The sequence below is a fragment of the Vibrio sp. A37 genome, from assembly GCF_059777565.1.
In genome coordinates this window covers 476,339-494,903 of sequence record NZ_JBLNLI010000002.1, presented here as the reverse complement: position 1 = coordinate 494,903, position 18,565 = coordinate 476,339, and the positions used below count along the sequence as shown (strand labels likewise).

The following is an 18,565-nucleotide window of genomic DNA, read 5'->3' as shown; positions in this document are numbered from 1 at the left end:
ATTTCTTTAACATCAACGTTTATTCCCTAAAAGTTCAGAAATTTTTAATATGGATACAGGTGGGTAGTAGTCAAGTTGTTTCGCAGCCTCCATGTTTACGATATAAGAATATTGACTTAAAGAATCTATTGGAATGTCGCTGACTTTTTTCTTGTTATCCAATATTTGTTCAGCTTTGTATGCAGCGAACTGTCCTGCATTATAGTATCGACTTACCACGCCAAATAAAGCGTCATATTTCCGAATTGGAGTTTCTGTTGCAGAAAACGTTGGTATATTCGCACTTTGTAGCTTTTCAACTACCGCTTTTCCATTGGCAATGATATATGAATCCGGCGGTAAGTACGCGAGATCGATATGATTGCCTTTCATTGTATCTACAATGTTGTTTAGTGAACCTAGGTTCGGCTGATTCTTTATCAACCCAAGAGGGTAAAGAAACGTATTCATATTGTACTGAGAGGACAGGCTCATCATTTTTTTCGCAGTTAAAATAGAGTTGTGCTCAAGTGGGTTGTAAATTATCCCTATTGACTTTACCCCTTTTAGTTGCGATATCGCTGTGAACTGTACTGGGAGAGGTACGATGTGGCTAACACCAGTAAAGTAGCGATCATGACCGTCCGTTTTTGTTACCAATTTAGAGCCAACAGGATCCGTCACTACATTAAATACAACAGGCACTGAGTGAGTTTGTTCGAATTTAGAAGGTTCGTCATACGTACCTAATAACTGCCTTGTAATGGTTGTACCAAACGTATATACGAGATCTGGATGGTATTGCTCAATATTGTCAATATATTCTTTTAATTTCGCCTTATCTCTATTCGCATTTAAAATAATAAACTCAACATCAACCCTGGGAGAAAGGTAATCCATAAAACCTTTTTCAGCGTTTGTTACTCCTCTCCATAAAAGCATAACAACATGCTTTTTTTCTTTTTGGTCTGGAGAGACTTGCTTAGCGACGGTTATAGTTGAGCCAAGTAAAGCAAAGATACTTACCAGGATTGGTAACCATTTTATCACTTTCATTGTGCCACCCCTAAGCTACGTTGTTTGTCTTTCTTATAAAAAATAGAGTAAAAAATCAATAAGATAAATGCGCTAAACAAAAGAGCGAATCCAAATATGACGATAGTAGCGTTGTATCCTAATACGCTTAAGGCCAAACCACCCAATAGAGGGCCAGCAACATTTCCAATTCTTTCTGTTAAGCGGAATATTCCTATGACTTTGCCTTTGTCTACGCCTTGTTCACTTAACAACTCCATGACAAGTGGAATTTGAGGTGAAACGCTTACGCCATGTGCAATACCAATTAGAATCACAATGAGTAAGATCCCGAAAGAGCCGGAGAAAAAGGTGAAATTCAACATTGCTAAGGCGGATAGAAGCCCACCAAACACAATAAATGCTATCTTGTTGCTAAATTTATCGATCATCATAGCGCTAAGTGGTGAAATGATAATGATGGCTAAGCCATAGCCCATCATTATCCTGCCAGAGACGGCGCTGCTTTCTCCTAAATACTTCAAATATACAGGAACGATGTAGTACAAGAATCCAGTCAATACAATTTTGGCTGGGATAGCGCTGAAGAAAGTAATGAGTGCGAAATACTTGTTTCCCAACAGCATTTTAAAGTCATTGAGTGTGACAGGTTTACTTGAGCTGTTAACGCTACTTTTCTCAAAAAATACCGCAACCAGCCCCGCACTAGCTAAAGCAAGCAGTGAGGCCATTAAGAATGTTTCAGAGTAGCCCAACTTATCGGCAACAATGCCACCGATAGCGGCCCCACACAGCGAACCGGAGAAAAATGCCGATAAAAAGGTTGCCATTCCTTTAGTTCGGTTGGAATTGTTGGTGGCGTCAGTGACATATCCCTGAGCAGAGATAAACACGATACCGTATCCAACAGCTGTAACTGCACGAGTGATCAGGAGTAATTCTAATGTAGAAGTGAGGGCTGTGCTAAATAAGCCAAAACTTGTAATTAGTGCACCTGCTATCAAGGAAAAGCGTCTTCCTACCTTATCTGACCAATACCCTGCAAAGGGTAGAGATATCGCCCATACCAGCATAAACAAAGAGATAGGTAAGCTTGTTACCAAGTGTTCAGGTATGAAACTATTCGAGTTATCTAGAGATGCAACGTAATTTGGAAAAAATGCTAAAGAGGATGCCTCTGCGAAGACGAGCAAAAATAGAGGTAACCGAATAAATCGGCAGTCTCTGCGATCGATTTGCTGCGTTGGGTTGTTTGGGTTTAGTGTTACTACCGCGTGATTTATTTTATTCAAGAGGCGGCCAATCTCATCTCCAGAGGTGACTTTTACAACATAATTGACAATATCTCGATTGACTGCCATCAAAGCCTTTTTGAGTTGTTGCCAAGGAGACAAAATCATAAAGTGACATAAAAACAAAATTATTTCCGCCACGACCAGACTGGAAGCGACAAGGACGGTTCCCATGTCCATAAAGCTATCTTTTAATAGCTGAACAATAATAGTATTATCAGTAACTAAGTTAAGCTTTATACCACTATCCTTACCCACGTTAACTTCATGGCCAATATCTGATGAAGTCTTTGCTTGTTGTGTTTGATATTGATATAGCGGTTTGCCATCTTTTAGTAAAGAGATAGCCACTAGATCATTATGTCCTTGAACATAATGCTTGAACTCATTGTCGAGGCCATTCAGCTCAGTAACTGGGACCCCGTGCGATAGTAGCCTATCTATCATCGTAGATAGGGAGTCACCGATTAGACTGGATTTTTGTTGTAATTGAAGCTGATAGACTTTTGAAAATTTCGTCATGGATTGGTAGGACGAGCCTAGGTTGGCGACGATAGTTAGTAGTATTACCACCCCAATGATCAGAAGGGGAAAGTGCTTGAATTTGAACTTTTTCCATTCGCCTTCTGATTTAGATACGCTTATTGCTTTATGCGCTTCATTTAACTGTTTTAAATGATCTTCATCTGTCGTATCACGTGACATTATGCCATTCGCTTTTTTTACTTTGCTTAGTAGGCCATCAAGAAGGAATTTAAGGGAAACAAAGCCAACGATAACGCACACGACAATCCAACTTACGGCATAGAGCAGTTGAATTTTTAGTAGACTGTTAACAACTCGATCCAGTCTCGAAGTAGAGTAGTAGAGGCGGATTTCACCCACATCTACCCCAAAGGTATTTTTTATAGGTATTGAAAGTAATCGCTCTCCAGTAGAGGTGTGGGTACCAGAACCAAAAAGCCGTCTACCATCAGTATCTACAACGCTCAGCTCATTGATGCCATCGACGAGCTTTGTACGTCTTTCTAGAATTGACTGAATGTTACTAATTGAGGAAAGTGGTAATCCCAAGCTGATAGCTTGGGAAATATCATTATGTGTTTCGTCTACAACGGTTTGATATATAGAATCAGAAGTTTTGGTTAAACGCTTTTCAAAATTTAAAAAATTTAGAGTCGTGTTTAACCCTACAGAAAAGAGCAAAACAGAGACTATAGCCAAAACGAGTTTGACTCGTAATGATAGTGAAAATCTAGGTGTTGTATGTATAGATACAGTATCCGTCATGCTCTTCCTTGCCCTGAAATTTTATGTATCAATTAGCTTATTTTTAATTCGAAATCTTCATTGTTTGAGGATGCAGAAACCGATACCTGAGAAATCGGTTCTTGTCGGCTCAAACGCCCGATACACTCTTCAGCTAACCGTGGCATTAAAGATCGATTGATAATTTGCTCGACAGCTCGGCCACCGGTCGTTGGGTCAGTGTTTTTATCAACGACAAATTGGACAAAAGCATCGTCCCATGTAAAGCTCGCTTGATACTGCTCTGCAATCTTTTTCTTAATACGATTTAAGGAAATCTCGGTGATTTTTCCTAGTTCATCGTCATTAAGAGGGTAGTACGGGACAATGGTTGTTCGACCAAGGAAAGCTGGTTTAAAATAGCGTTGTAAATCAGGACGTATTGCCTCAAGCAGTTCATCATTGTCTATTTTGTCTTCAGACTCCTCACAAGCATCACATATCGCTTGGTCAGCAGCATTAGAGGTCATAATAATAATAGTGTTCTTGAAGTCGACATTACGACCTTCGCTGTCTTTAATATGACCTTTATCAAATATTTGATAGAACAGGTCGTGCACACCTGGGTGAGCTTTTTCCATCTCGTCAAGTAAGAGCACCGAATATGGGTTGCGGCGAATGGCTTCTGTTAATACTCCTCCTTCGCCAAATCCAACATAACCTGCGGGAGAGCCTAGCAACATTGAGATTTTGTGTTCCTCTTTGAACTCCGTCATGTTGATGATGGTTAAGTCGTTATTTCCACCATATAACTGTTCAGCAAGAGCCATGGCTGTCTCTGTCTTGCCCACACCACTTGGACCACACATTAGGAATACACCTATGGGTTTACGAGCATCAGTTAGGCCGGCTCTAGAGATTCGGATAGCTTTTGCAAGTTCTTGTTTGGCAACATCTTGACCGATAACGCGCTTATTGAGTTCATCTTCCAATGTGAGTAGACGCGCGATTTCATCACTCATCATGTTTCCAACTGGTATACCTGTCCAGCTAGCAATGATTTGCGCGATAGTGTTGTCGTCGACCATTGCATTCACTAAAGGCTCTTCACCTTGAAGTTCATCAAGTTGATCGAGTAGGGTGTTTAGCTCATCCTGCTTCGCTTTTTCTACGTTGCCCTCTAGTTGCTGATCAGTGATTTCTTGTTGCACTGCTTTAACTTGATCGACGAGCTCTATCTCTTTTTCCCATCTTTCTTGCAGGCTTGTTAGCTTCTCGGAATTGGCTTCGAGTTCTTCTGTTATTTCTTTAATTTGCGCTGCACTGTTACCAAATAACGCTTCTTCTTTTTCAAGAGCAGCTTTTTCATTTTCTTGGTAGCGAATAGTTTGTTCAAGGCTTTCTATAACTTCTGGCTTGGCCCCTTGAGTTAGCGCGATTCTGGCACTTGCCGTATCGAGTAGGCTAATTGCCTTGTCTGGAAGTTGCCTGCTTGGTAGATAACGAATCGAAAGATTCACAGCTGCTTCAATTGCCGATTCTGCTATGAATGCTCCGTGGTGCTCTTGCAAAGAAGCCGCTATACCACGAAGCATTTGCATTGCATCTTCTGCGTTAGGCTCTTCACAGGTAACAAGTTGGAAACGACGAGTGAGGGCCGGGTCTTTCTCAAAGTATTTTTTGTATTCAGCCCAAGTTGTTGCAGCAATTGTTTTAAATTCACCACGCGCCAGAGCAGGCTTTAAAAGGTTCGCTGCGTCATTCTGTCCGGCAGCACCACCCGCACCGATAAGAGTATGTGCTTCATCTATAAACACGATAATAGGAATATCTGAATTTTTTACTTCGTTGATAACGTCTTTCAAACGATTTTCAAATTCACCCTTAACACTCGCACCAGCCTGAAGTAGCCCGAGGTCAAGTGAATGTATTTGCACGCCTTGTACCGCACCTGGTACGTCGCCAGAGGCAATTCTAAGTGCTAGGCCTTCAACGATAGCTGTTTTACCAACCCCAGGCTCACCAACAATAATAGGGTTGTTTTGTCTTTTTCTGCACAAGATATCGATGGCTTTGCGCACTTCTGCATTTCGGCCAGAGATGGGATCTATTTTGCCATCTAACGCTTGTTGAGTAAGGTTTATGGTGTATTTACTTAGTGCATCATTGCCACTTGGAGTCATGTCCGTGGAAGCGCCGGATCCACCACTTGTTGTGGCTCTAGCAATAGGAGTTTTGCTTATTAAACCTTGAAGTGACTCCAACGAGACATTTTGTAGGCTTTCAAGTGTCAGGGTATTTACTCCCATAACATTCTGTTGGATAAGAGCTTGAATTAGATGCAGGCTAACAATTTGGCCGTGGCCATAATTTACTGATGCAATCATCCATGCATCTTTGATCAGCTCTGTCAGAGCGTGGCTAAGGGTTGGTTGTCCCTCATTACCTTTTACAAGCCTAGCTATCTTTGTTGTTAATTCATTAACGACTGTATCTTGCGGAATTTTCTGTGAGTCGAAAAGTGCAGTAAGTTTTTCATCATTTTGTGAAATCAACTGCAATAACCAATGTTCTACTTCAATCGCGGCTACGCCTTGGTTCATTGCGGCACCAGCTGAAGACTCTAAGGCTTGTTTCAGCTCGGGAGATAATTTTCCGACGAGGTTTGTTAGGGTTACTTGGGTCATATTAATGCTCCTTGTAGCTCGATAAGCTGTGTTTAGATTTCAATATCTATTACTTAAGCAATATTCTTACTGTTTCATTTGGGTTTCGCTCAGGAGCCAGACAATCGACTTCTCCTAATCTTGCAGCTTTCGAAGCATCTGCTGAAAGCACAGGCCGCTCCAAATAAGAGCGCTTCACTATTAAATATATTGAAATGGGTGTGTTGTCCCTTAAGTAATGCTGAGTCAGTTCTAGCATTGATTCAGCAAGAGCGCTGTCTGCTTGAACTTCTTCAAATTCCTCTCTTGTTTTTGGTGTTATAAATAATTGAAGATGGTGATACTGAGCTAGGCAAGTATTTCCGATTAAAAATCCTTGTCCGATCTTACTGTTGTAATTTTCGGAACTACCTAAGCGAGTCAAAGAACTCAATTGCAATTGGCGTCGTTCATGATTTTTGCAGTCAACTTTTGTTTCGTAAGGGAAGTAGTCGTTGATTATTTGATTCAACACTGTAAGGCTTCGACTTGGCTTGCTTAACAGCATTGCATACTGCATAAAATCATATTTAGTATCTAAGTCTGCAATATTATCTAATAGGCTCACTAGATAAGGTGTTTGTTCTTGTTCTAATAACAACCATCGTTTTATGTTAGCTCGGTAGGTGATTTCAAAGTGGCGTTGATTAAATACGTCTAAAAAGTCCTTAAGAGCATGATCTTCTCTATGTAATGCTGCTAACAGTTCCTCGTAAATATAGTTCGGTATAACGCCTTTAACGCCAGAAAGGGCACTCATGGCAAGTCTGAGTTTTGCTGTATTATTTTTGAGCGAAAAGTATTGAATTTCTTCCGGGTTGCCAGTGGGCAAAGCTTCGGCTTTGAGCTGAAGTTCAATATTACTAGGGCTATGCTTTTTCAAGCGATAAAGTAATCTCATCGCTTGTGTGAAGTTGTACCGTTTCGGCTGTATCGCTAAATCTTTAACAAAACTCATAATATACTATCCGTAGTTGGTATCGTTTTTATTACAGAGACTGCTGGCTACCGTGCATTTTTGGGTACTCTCTTGCAATTCCATCACGTCCATAAATTTTAATTCTTAATTGGACATAACGATCGAAACTGCAAAACTGTTGGAAAAAACGGTTTAATACATCGCTGAACACAAGATAAGGGCCAGAAGTGTCCAGAGTAATTTCTATCTCTGTACCAGGAGAGAAGACGTTTTGGCCTAATATCCGTATGGCTGCCACTTGTGATTTAAACTCAATGGAGCGAATCATTTGTATTTCTGAGGCAGGCACTTGCTCACGGCTGCAGAGGCTCAGCATTTGTTTTAATGTGTCTGCTGGTTTATCTGCCTGAAGTAATGAAGAAAAATTACAATTCATTAAGCCGATAAATTGCCAATGAATATTTTGATCACGTTCTCTTTCAATTGGCGCCGAAGGTGGATAGATAGTGGAAAACTCTCCTGGTAAATCAATGTTTTCTTGACAGCTAAGCATATCGTCGATACCACATGCTTGCTTACCGTTGGTACAGAGTAGTCGTGTCCCATATAGCTTATTGAACTCCATAGAAGTTTGATTATTTAGGGAAATAGATAAGCAGAACCTACCGCTAAAATCACGGCTAGCTTGCCATGAGTCGCAGGTCTTATTTGTATGATATTTCTCTCTAAAAACTGGTGTGAGAATTTTTTCTCCAGTAGGTGTAATCTCATACACGTCAAGCACTTCTACAATCTCTATATGATTGTCGCTATGCGCGTCAGCATTGACAGGAATAGTGAGTTGCCTTTGATCATAACTGACAGGTTCACCAGTATGCTCAAATAAATTGATAGCTGGAATGACATTTAACTTAAAAACATTCTTGTCAAAAAGCCTCATAAACTCCGAAGGTAGGGAAGACATGAACAAGTTAATAGTAATATCGCTAGTATGCATTTGCTTGGTGTAATCATTAAAGCCTTTAAGCCGAAAAAACTGCCGTTTTTCTTTAAAGAAAAAAAACTCGCTAAGCAATTGATAACCTGAAAATTGATTTCCATGTTCTGGTAAAAATTTGAAACTTATATCACTGATACGGTTTTTCATTCTCTGGCTGTCTACAGAGATATGTTTATTACAGTCAACATCTGAGATTGAAATACACGTCGTATTACTTAGTAACAACTCTACCAAAGAGTCGGCATTGTTTTCGAAGCCTTGGACAAAAAGGTCTAGGTCATCTAGATCTAGATGTCTAAAAAGTAGCTCAGGATCTCCGGTAGAAAGAGATATTTGGATGACCGCAGAGCTTTGTTCGGCTTCTTTAGGGCGGTTAAAGTTAAACGGAGCACTTAAGGCTGTTACCTCGGTAATAAAATAAGGCGCTATATTTAGCTCGTCGACAGTACTAAAGATACATTCTCTTTCGTTAACAACGCCTGTGAACTGTGAGCCTGAAGGCAAAACAGCGGGTTCTATAGGTTCGTCTTCCGAATTTAATTGCAGATAGGCAACGCTAGGAACAGTTTGAATATATGAAGGGTAGAGGACGCCAAGAAGGCCCTCAATCACTTCCGGAAGCTGATCGGATAATTGTTTTACGACAGTGGCATTTAATAATGCGACACCATCGAGTAGTCGTGCAATATTTGGGTCCTCAATTTTTCCTTGATGGATGTTGAGGCTTTCTGCATGTGAAGGGTAATCGTTACCAAATTGGCCCAGAGAACGGCGAACAAATGCTAACTCTTGTTCATAGTACCTCAATAGGGGATCAGTCATAACTATCTTCCTCTAGAGTTGTCGCCAAATTGTTGAGAGAAATTTTGGACTCGAAGACCAATTCATTTTCGCCAAACTCAGAAGAAATAGTTGCTAATATGTTGAATGAAATTGCATTTTCTCCAGGCTTTCTCTCTGAAAGTTCTACGGTAATATTGCTAAGTCTAGGCTCAAATGTTGCGATTAATGTTGAAAGTCTGACGGCAAGCTGAGACGCCTCAAGGCTGGAGCTTAGTAACTGTGAATCTTCTATCCCGTAGCGATAATTTGAACGGCTAATCTCAATTAGACGATCGTCAAAATCGATAAGAGAAGCTTCGCTTTCAAATAAACAGGTTAGGTTATAGCGAATATCATCAATAACCCGAATTTCCTGAGTAGATTTTGTATCTGACAAAAAAGTATTGAAAAAACTCATTTATGTCGTCTCACTTAATTCGGTGGTGAGTACCACTTCACCGTTAAAATAATCGTATTGGTACTGCGGAGCGATTGTTAATGTGCAGGAAAAGCTACCAGGCTGATTAATAGACTCTGAGACTTTGACAGAAGCAAAACTTAAAGGGTATTTCGATAGAGTCTCTTCAGTCGCAAACGAAACGTTGCTAGAAAATTTCTCAATCCAGCGACTTAAAAAGTTCTCACACTCAGAGGCGGTATTAAAGCTACCAACCATTTCTCGCACTTGAGTTTTTAGGTAATGTGCAACTCGACAGCACATCATCGTTGTCTGCAGCTGACCCAACACCTTGTTATTATCGCTGCCATTGTTAAGCCAGATAGAGTTGTTTCCGTTAAAGTAATACTTATCTGTTAGTGGACTTTTGGTTAAAGGGATAAAGCCTTGGTCCGAATAAAATGTCGATAATTGCCCAAACAAGTTAACGCTGGCTTGGGGGGATTCCAAATATTCGCAGGTGAAGTGTTTACTCTGCAAATTAATGACTGCTCCTTGCCTTTTATCATTCCAGCGTGATTTCAAAAAACCGAACCAACTGACTCTGTGATGCTCACGCATAACAGTTGATAAAAATGGGAATACAGCTTTTCCGTACAATCCAGATCCTGCTTCATTATATAAGAAACCGACCTTGGTATTTTCATATTGACTTCGGACCAAAACATCTGGCATTGCTAAGCCAATGAATTTGGAAGAGGTTTTTGAGCGTAAATCTTGCCAAACTTTATAATCAGCACTATTTAAAATCTTTTCAATACGCTCTACGTCTGAGAGCCATTCAGCATCATGGTTAACGAAAAAGTCTTTAGCGGGGGTGAATATCATCGGGCAAAGGGTCGCTTCACCCAATTTACCGATAAGCTCAAGTGTAAATAAGTCATCAAAATCGGCATCCAAACTCATTTCTAATGATATAGAGTGGGTAAAGGCAATGCAGCCAAAAGGGTGACCACCTAATGTGTTTAATTCCTTATTACCAATTTTGTTGTATAGAGAGCTGCTGCGAGCATTGTATGCTTGGTTTACATCCGAAGAGATTTCTTCCCAGCTCATATTGAGCATCTTAAGTTGTGTTTTTTGGTAGTTAATGGGTAGGGAGGCTAAACCTTTTAACCCAAGCCAATTACGTTCTAACCGGCAAAAATCAGGATGATGCAGGATACTATCAAGTTGCACCGAAAGTAATTTATCTAGTCGCGAAATGAGCCTTGCAATAGCGGACCTAGCATGAAACGGCCCATTGAGGACATTCTCATCAAGTTCAGAGAGTAAAGAAAATGCTTCATACATAAATGAGTCATCTTTACTGTCCAGTTGAACAAAAGCTTGTAACCATAGAGTATTTAGCTTCATATAAAATACGGCCGGATTGCTCCGGCCGCGTCACTTTCAGGTATTAATTAACCGCCAGGGATTTTGGCAACCATTCGAACAGAAGTCGTAAGTTCTTCAAGTTGTAACCATGGTCTAAGGTGTGCAACTGCAGAGTAAGCGCCAGGTTTCCCTGGTTGTTCAACTACAGAGATAGCAGACTCAGCCAACGGAGTTTTGGAGCGCTGTTCATTACCTATTGCCCCAGCGTTGGTATACTGATCTATCCAAGCTTGTAGTCTCTTCTTGACATCTTCAGCTTCTAAGTTAGAACCCAGCCAATCTCTCCCCATCACTTTTAAATAATGTGCAATACGACCACTAGCCATTATATATGGGAGTCTAGCGGATATTGCTGCATTTGAAGTCGCATCTGGGTCGGTATAGGTTTTGGGCTTTTGCGTCGTTTGTCCACCGATAAATACCCCGTAATTTGAGCTCTTATAATGGACTAAAGGTAGGAACCCTAGATCACTGAGCTCTTTTTCACGTTCATCAGTCAGATTGACTTCTGTCGGGCATTGTTGAACTAAGTCACCTGCGTCGGTTTTATAAGTTAAGTTAGGTAGACTCTCTACCTTACCGCCGTTATCCAATCCGCGAATCGCAGTACACCAGCCGAAAGCAGTAAACGCTTGAGTCATTTTTAAACCAAGATCGTATGCTGCATTAGACCAAACCAACTCACTGTTGTCTTTCGGCCGCGGGTTACCATCTTTATCGGTATCTAACTCCTCGAAGTCAAAAAGTTTACAGCCAAGCCCTTTTGAACCATAAGGTAGACGAGCCATGCTTCTAGGTAACGTTAGTGTGACATAGCGGGCATCATCACTTTCACGGAACGAGTTCCAGGCTGCATAGGACGGAGAGTCAAAACCGGCTGCGACAGGTTTATGTTCGTCAAATGTTGTAAAGCTATCAAATTCAAACATTTGAGGGTTTGCGGCCGCAATGAATGGTGAGTGGCATGCTGCTGCTACTTCACCCATGTAACGGAGCAATGCGACATCTTCATCTTTTGCACTAAATTCATAGTCTCCAATGAATGTGCCATAAGGTTCACCACCTGCAGTACCAAACTCGTCTTGGTATAGAGCGTTAAAAAGTGGGCTTCGATCTATCGCAGGAGCGTCTTCGAACTGCTCTAGCAACTCATCCTGAGAGAAATCGACCATTTTAATTTTAAGGCTGGCCCCCAATTCGCTTTCCTTGACTAATTTTTGTAGACCAAGCCAAGAGCCTTCAAGCTTTTGAAAATCGTCTTGCTGCATTACAGCTGAAAGTTGTTTTGAAAGCTGTTTGTCAATTTCAGCAATAGCGTTTTCAATTGTTTTAGTAACGTTATTATCCCAAGTGACCGTGCCGGATAAAGCTTGCTCTGCTAAAACAGAGAAAAGCTCTTTTGTGGTGTCAGCCGGGGTTTGGGTAGTAGCGCTAATAGCGCGATCCAAAAAACTTAGTGAGCCTTCGGCAGCTTCCGCTTGTCCTTGATTTTCGGTTTCTGCACTCATTACTCATCTCCTTCTTTCTTGATTCCAAGCTCGTCAGATAAAGCATTGATTGTGTCGGCACTTTGCAGCACCTCCTTTAAAAGCTTCTCTAGATCTCTAGAACGGTCGGATTTAGAAAGTAAAGTCTTTAACTGGTTTCTTGTTTCGACTAACTTTTTCAACGGCTCAACTTGATCGATCACAGCCTCAGGCTGAAAGTCCTTCATTGAGTTGAATTTTAAAGCAGCCTCGAATTGGCTATCGTCGTCAGCAAGAACATTGTCGACTTTCAAAGTTAATTCTGGACCGACACGCTTCATAACCGCGTCAAAGTTGTCTTTGTCAAGGTTATAAAACGTACGGTCTTCTACATCTTCTTTATCTTGCTTATGACCGGAATAGTCACCAATAACCCCAACAACAAATGGGAGCTCCTTGGTTTCTAATGCGCCATTAGTTTCAACGTCGTAAGTTATACTTACACGGTTTTTGCTTACACGTTTGTGTTGGGAGTTAAGTGCCACAATATTACTCCTTGGTCATTTATTTGGCTAATGAGGTTGCTTCAGCTGTTGGGACGTCAAATGCTACCTCTGGTCCTTTTTCGATTTTTCCAGCGTCATCCTCGATGTAATATGCTTTAGAAATTGATTTATAGACTAAACTAAAGCTTTCGTTTGGCAGTGATCCATCGGTACATCCCATGTTGTAGCTAGATATACGAGCGCCTTCTAGTGTGATTATCAACACAGGTACAACACCTTTACCGCTACGGTCGGGCTTTGTTACGATAAACTCGACTTTTTTTCCTGCATCTCCAGGAGAGTATAGGAACGAAGCGACATAAGCTGTTGCTCCATCGCAACCACGTGAAATATTTACTTCACCTAAGGCAACCATACCTTGGTCAGCGTTGTTTGCGTTACCTACATCTATTCCAACTCCCCTAATTGCAGACCAAGAGAGGCTGTCAAGAGCAAAAAGATCTTTTTTACCACCGATATCTTTTACCGTTGCAGCTCCTTTTGGTGAATACCCATCAATTCTACAGTATAGTCCAGCCATTCTTTATTCCTCTCGTTTTGGAGTTATTTACCATTCAAAATCTGCCCCGCCACTAGAAGTGGAAGAGTCGACTTCCTCCGAAGCTTCATTACTCGCTTCGAAATCTTTAGTATTTGTTTCGTTAGTTGTACTTGCACTATCGTTGCTACTAACTTTCCGCATTGGCTTATCAAATATAGAAATACCTTCTAAGTCGACAGCCTCAAGGTTATCCATACCCGTGAGTTGATTGATTTGTCCAAGAGTTGAACCTTCTGTACCAATCATTTCTTCAAATAGTTCTGGTAAAGATAGGTAGCCCCAGCGGATCGCTCTTTCAAGAAGGAACGAAATTGGGCTATGTGGCTCAGTCTCTCTGAAATATTCGGAAATTTTTCTTAACTCTTTAAAAGCATGGTCTCGGTTTATAATTTCTCCAGCAGCTACAGCGGCGACGGTAATCGTTTGCTGGCTTGTTGCTGCGTCGGGAGATGTGTTTGTCTCTGCGTCATTTGAAGGCTCTGCACCTGTGGGTTCAGCAGCAGGTTGCTCGGAGGCGATGTGATAATTTGAATCTAGTGGCCATGGTCGGATTTTGTCACCCACCAAGAACTGAATGGATTTAATAATTTCTTCGATGTTATTTTTAATAAAGCGAAAGCTAATCGCAGTAGCACCATCTTCATTACACTTTTCTGAGATCGCTTTTTCAGAGTCCTCTAGATTGACATAAGCTTCTGATAGAAAAAGTAGTGTTTCTTTGCACTCGCTGGAGAAAGAGGAGCTTGCCTCTTCTTTCAAAGCGCCAAGTGTGCCATTTTTTTCAGCTCTCAGGTAATCGCCGTAGGTAATATCACCAATCACTGAAAGCATTTGTAAGGGGACATACAGAGACGTAGATTCTTTGGATTCTCCGACAAGTTGAAGCAGTGGTTTTACTTTAAATTCAGCCCATTCCTTTTTCTTCCCATTGTCGTCGGAAGCTTTCAGCTTTTCTTCGGGCGGTTTAGGGTTAAGGTCACTCCAATAAGAAGTCGCAAAGCCGCCAATTAAGCCAACCGATTGTGCTAGGTTTTCAAAAGGAGAACTTGTAAACAGCTGGCTAGTAATAAACCACCCTAATATTTCAAGATCTTTCGTCTTTTGTAACAGCGCTTCTTCAGTTACTTCTCTTAGTTGTTCCCAACTGTTAGCGTTGTTTTCCAGTAAAGTTTCGTCATGTGCTGCATCAGGAGTTTCAACCAACTGCCTGAATGAAGATTGGGCAGCGTTATATGCGTTTCTTATTCCTCTGTAAGCACTTCTATCAAGTTTAAGGTAGCTTCCGCAAGGCTCTTCGTCTGAAATTGGAGCCAAAAAACTCTCCGCATCTATCATAGACTTTCCATCTTAAATAGTTGAACTGTATGTAAAATTGGTTACTAAAGCTAAGCTACTGCTTACCTGATTTTCATCAAAGCTTAATGATTCGCAACAGAAAGTTGCAGAAATCTAATAGATATCAATCGAAGTTTTCAGCGTTGGTTGTCCTTAACAATTGTTTTTATAATATGCCAAAAGTAATGTGTCACACTTACAATTCTATAACATTTTGCCAATGTGTAAATTACATAAATCAGTATAGCAATGTTTAGATAAATTGAATGTTGTTAGCAAACTTTATGTGCGTTTCATCATTATTTGTCAGGGTGAAACTTATATTTTTGGGATAATAATCACCGGGTTAGCTAGTTTTCGTGCAACACTTAATTTTTTATCATCTTACAATGGATATAACCGGTCACTCTTTAATACAAGAATACAATGAACCAAGTTGCATGATAAATCTAGGAGTGGCTTCAAAATAATCGAAGTTTTGTTAGTTAATTTTTGAATTGGGCAATTTAATATTATTTCACTTGCCTAAAGATACATAATATCAATTGGTTTTATAGCACTTAATTGAATATCATCCAACTAACGCTGAAAGTAGTAATAAGTTGAATATTGAAAATATCTTATTGATTCATATACACACTTATTGTTCAGTATATGAGATATTGCTGAATGAAAGGTGAGTAGATTGGGGAAAACTCGCTAAATGTTACAAGATTGCATTAAAATAAATAAAAACCCAAGTATCTATAAGGCTATTAAACATGATGTGAACCTAAAGATATCTTGGGTATTATAGCGGAGATTATCCGCCAATAAGCACTGTTGGCATACCGAGAACAATGGACCCACCATGGGCGGTGGTGTCTCCCATACGGGCTGCAGGCGTGCTGCAAAACAAAACTGTAGCACTGCCTTTTACTATTGAGTCTGGAGGACCGACACAAGTGCAAAGACACCCCATAGTTGCTGCTGGCACATTGCCAACGAGTACAGTGGGTGCTCCAGGTGCCGCGATAGGGCCACCAACGTGTGGGATAGGGGGAACAGCGGGCGTTTGCATTGGGCAAACATGCATATCTCCCAATCGAGCTGCTGGTAATGTCATGCGTCTACCTCCTTGCCATTTCCACCAGTAGCGATATCTAGTGCCATAGCGAAAGATTGTTGATAGTACTCTTTTGTCCCTTCCCACTCAGGAAGAGCTGCTGCGTGATTGACCGCGCCAGATACAGCTTTTGCATATAAGTTCGGGTCGGGCAGTACTGCTGGAAGATCTGCGGCAACAATGCTACCGGAACCATTCCAAAACACAGCCTGAGCTAACCATGAAGGTCCACAATTTTGTTCCAAGCGATTTGCAAATAGTTCTGATTTTCTGCGAAGCTCTTCGCTTGGGCTTTTCACCCACGACCTAGCGGTATCAATACAATTTTTTTGAACGGGGGACCATTCATTTTTGCGAATGTCTAAGCACAATGAAGCCCACCAAATAGATTCTCTTACGGGTAAGCCATGCGCCAAAAATTGAGTTAAGTCGAAGTGAAGTTCTGACCCTTTCAGAGCATTGATAGCGTCTGATACAGACATATCTTCACTAATGAGTTCTGTTGCTTCTTCACTTGCTTTAAATCGGTTTAATATTTGTAAGCCAGTCTTATATGGTATTTTCTTGTAAATCATTAGTTTACCTTAACTATTGCACCTTTTAGCTCACCTAAAACGCCGCCATCGAAAGTGCCTTTGAGCCCAGACTTAAATTCAGCACTCAGTGAGCCTTCGGCACTTAGCGTCGTGGAGGCTTTAATCGCAACACTCAAACCTTTGATTGAGTTTGAAGTCTGTGCTTCTAGTGCGGTGGTCGCACCTGATATTTTGTTTGAAGACGTTGCCTTACTTTCGACAGAAGTGCCTTGCATACTCAAAGCGTTACTCGCTTTGACGGTGATACTTGTTGCTTCGATAGAAATAGATGACGAAGACATAGTAATTTTGCTCGATCCAACTTTCAATTCTATTGAGCTATCAGCTTCTAACGATATGTTTTTCGCTTTTTCAGTGATATCTTTGCTGGAGGTGAGTGAATAATTATCTTCTGTAGATATGGTCATTTGCTTGGTAACAGTCTGTTTATACTCACCTTTAATGGTATCTGTTTGATTGTTTTCAATGTCTTGAGTTAAGTCTTTGGTTGCATGTAAGTAGACGAGCTCATTGTCTTTCTTATCGTCGAAATAAAATTCGTTGGTCAAACCTTGTAGTTTTGTACTCACACCCGTTTTGGTTGTGTTAGCTTCAGCGTATGGAGGGGCATTTTTACTGTTGTAAACGCTACCAGTGATGATTGGCTGATCAGGGTCGCCGTCAATGAAAGCGACCAATACTTCGTGTCCAACCCTTGGAATAAACTGGGCTCCATAGCCACTTCCAGCCATCATTTGTGCGACTCTTACGTAACAACTGGTTTTATCACCACTCGCTTCTGTGTCCCAATGAAATTGTATTCTTACACGCCCTTGTTCGTCTTGGTTGATATCTCCTGCAGTCGAGCCTGCGACAATGGCACTTTGTAACCCGTGAACTTTCTGTTTAGGTAGAACTTCCGGATAGTGTGGCGTTGAAGTAGGCATGAGCTCGACTTCACTTGAACAAGTGTTGTCTGAGTTATATTGAGTACGCATTTTTACAACTAAGAAATCTCCTAGCTGAGATTTGTCTAAGTGGGTGCTCAATGAAAATGTTGTACCTACGTAAAAGTAGTCGTTCTCAGAAGTGGCGATCACCTGGCTATAACATTGCTCGATTTGAGCAATCCTTCGTTTGACTAGGTTGCTAGCTAAATCAGAAGTATCACCAACGATGCCCAAAGTAGGATAATGGACAGAGGCTAATTTCGAGTTGTTGCCAACTGAATTGCTGGACTTACTTGCTTTACTGGAAACAAGCTTTGATTGCGAATAGTCGTAAGCACTCAGTTCGATACTTGCACCGTGAAAGTCTGATGTGGGCATCCATTTTTCTATAATTGGGTTGGAACCTGCTCTGGTCTCAGCCATATCAAACTTAGAAATATCTGATTTACTGAATGGGTTTTTGGCGTCTTGTAAAACGAGAGTATGGTCTCCGTCACTGTGCTCAAAATAGTAATGAATCCCTTCCTCAGATAGCAATCGAGCGACAAAGTCATAGTCTGACTCATTGTATTGCAGGCAGTATTCCCGTTTCGTAGAAGGTAAACTGTTAACTTTGAACGAGCCGCTAAAACCTGTAGAAGTAAAGATATCGGAAACTATGTCTTTAGTTGATTGAGTTTGATAAACCCGAAATGAGTGAGTGTGCGTTAACAGCCATAGCCAGGGCCTCAAAGTGACCTCGTAACTCGCATACTGCGCAGAAGCATCCATACCAACATGTCTTATATTGGTGATGATACCGTTGTAGCTCCGCGCTAGTTTTAGGCTACCAGACTGTTTGTCGTAGCGGTTGACTGTCAGCTTTTGCCCTATTTGAGAACTAATTTCAAACGAACTTGACACAAGAGTTAAAACGATTTCAAACGGTTTGGAAAGTTCTTCAGTGACGGTAAAACTGGTCACAGTGTGCTCTTTGCTTTTGTAATCTTTCGCGGAAATGGAACTTGCTGAAGCGGAAAACTTATCAGGCATACGTATATCCTAATGGTTATTTTAATACCCTAGAATTTCCTGCGGGTATATCACTGAAAATACTTTCTCTATAAGTTCATTATAATTGTTAGTATCTTTAAAGATCTAATTTGTTTTAATTATATAAAGGTAATCCATTTTATTAATCACAATGTAAGTTT

General features: G+C 40.9%; 14 protein-coding genes. All 14 read right to left on the bottom strand.

From position 1 onward, the window contains the following. Positions 1-12: 12 nt before the first annotated feature. The 14 genes from ACM2FC_RS05820 to ACM2FC_RS05755 all read right to left on the bottom strand — a co-directional run bounded on the left by ACM2FC_RS05820 (position 13) and on the right by ACM2FC_RS05755 (position 18,404). The gene (locus tag ACM2FC_RS05820) at positions 13-1,035 is read right to left on the bottom strand and encodes an ABC transporter substrate binding protein (RefSeq protein WP_498479926.1); all 1,023 of its coding nucleotides are present in this window, start codon (positions 1,033-1,035) and stop codon (positions 13-15) included. Beyond that, on the bottom strand, positions 1,032-3,596 hold the full coding sequence (locus ACM2FC_RS05815; protein WP_498479925.1) for an MFS transporter: 2,565 nt from the start codon (positions 3,594-3,596) through the stop codon (positions 1,032-1,034). Before ACM2FC_RS05815 ends, ACM2FC_RS05820 begins: the two co-directional genes overlap by 4 nt. A gap of 32 nt (positions 3,597-3,628) precedes the next feature. Next, a complete protein-coding gene (tssH, locus tag ACM2FC_RS05810) occupies positions 3,629-6,241 on the bottom strand; it encodes a type VI secretion system ATPase TssH (protein WP_498479924.1) in 2,613 nt (870 codons plus the stop codon). A gap of 49 nt (positions 6,242-6,290) precedes the next feature. After that, a complete protein-coding gene (locus ACM2FC_RS05805) occupies positions 6,291-7,217 on the bottom strand; it encodes a type VI secretion system baseplate subunit TssG (protein WP_498479923.1) in 927 nt (308 codons plus the stop codon). 31 nt (positions 7,218-7,248) lie between these two features. Continuing rightward, on the bottom strand, positions 7,249-9,000 hold the full coding sequence (gene tssF, locus ACM2FC_RS05800) for a type VI secretion system baseplate subunit TssF (protein ID WP_498479922.1): 1,752 nt from the start codon (positions 8,998-9,000) through the stop codon (positions 7,249-7,251). Next, positions 8,993-9,418, bottom strand: coding sequence for a GPW/gp25 family protein (locus ACM2FC_RS05795; protein WP_498479921.1), 426 nt, complete (start codon positions 9,416-9,418; stop codon positions 8,993-8,995). Before ACM2FC_RS05795 ends, tssF begins: the two co-directional genes overlap by 8 nt. Beyond that, entirely contained in the window at positions 9,419-10,813 is a 1,395-nt protein-coding gene (locus tag ACM2FC_RS05790) for a type VI secretion system contractile sheath domain-containing protein (RefSeq protein ID WP_498479920.1), read from the bottom strand. It abuts the gene before it with no gap. Between the two features lie 47 nt (positions 10,814-10,860). Beyond that, complete coding sequence (tssC, locus tag ACM2FC_RS05785) at positions 10,861-12,342, bottom strand: type VI secretion system contractile sheath large subunit (RefSeq protein ID WP_498479919.1); 1,482 nt, start codon at positions 12,340-12,342, stop codon at positions 10,861-10,863. Then, on the bottom strand, positions 12,342-12,845 hold the full coding sequence (gene tssB / locus ACM2FC_RS05780; RefSeq protein WP_498479918.1) for a type VI secretion system contractile sheath small subunit: 504 nt from the start codon (positions 12,843-12,845) through the stop codon (positions 12,342-12,344). Before tssB ends, tssC begins: the two co-directional genes overlap by 1 nt. Before the next feature lie 19 nt (positions 12,846-12,864). Next, the gene (locus ACM2FC_RS05775; RefSeq protein ID WP_498479917.1) at positions 12,865-13,386 is read right to left on the bottom strand and encodes a type VI secretion system tube protein Hcp; all 522 of its coding nucleotides are present in this window, start codon (positions 13,384-13,386) and stop codon (positions 12,865-12,867) included. A gap of 27 nt (positions 13,387-13,413) precedes the next feature. Further along, positions 13,414-14,742, bottom strand: a complete 1,329-nt coding sequence (locus ACM2FC_RS05770; protein WP_498479916.1) for a type VI secretion system protein TssA — start codon at positions 14,740-14,742, stop codon at positions 13,414-13,416. Between the two features lie 802 nt (positions 14,743-15,544). Next, on the bottom strand, positions 15,545-15,847 hold the full coding sequence (locus ACM2FC_RS05765; protein ID WP_498479915.1) for a PAAR domain-containing protein: 303 nt from the start codon (positions 15,845-15,847) through the stop codon (positions 15,545-15,547). Continuing rightward, the gene (locus ACM2FC_RS05760; RefSeq protein ID WP_498479914.1) at positions 15,844-16,422 is read right to left on the bottom strand and encodes a DUF6931 family protein; all 579 of its coding nucleotides are present in this window, start codon (positions 16,420-16,422) and stop codon (positions 15,844-15,846) included. Before ACM2FC_RS05760 ends, ACM2FC_RS05765 begins: the two co-directional genes overlap by 4 nt. Next, complete coding sequence (locus tag ACM2FC_RS05755; protein ID WP_498479913.1) at positions 16,422-18,404, bottom strand: type VI secretion system Vgr family protein; 1,983 nt, start codon at positions 18,402-18,404, stop codon at positions 16,422-16,424. Before ACM2FC_RS05755 ends, ACM2FC_RS05760 begins: the two co-directional genes overlap by 1 nt. Positions 18,405-18,565: the final 161 nt, after the last annotated feature.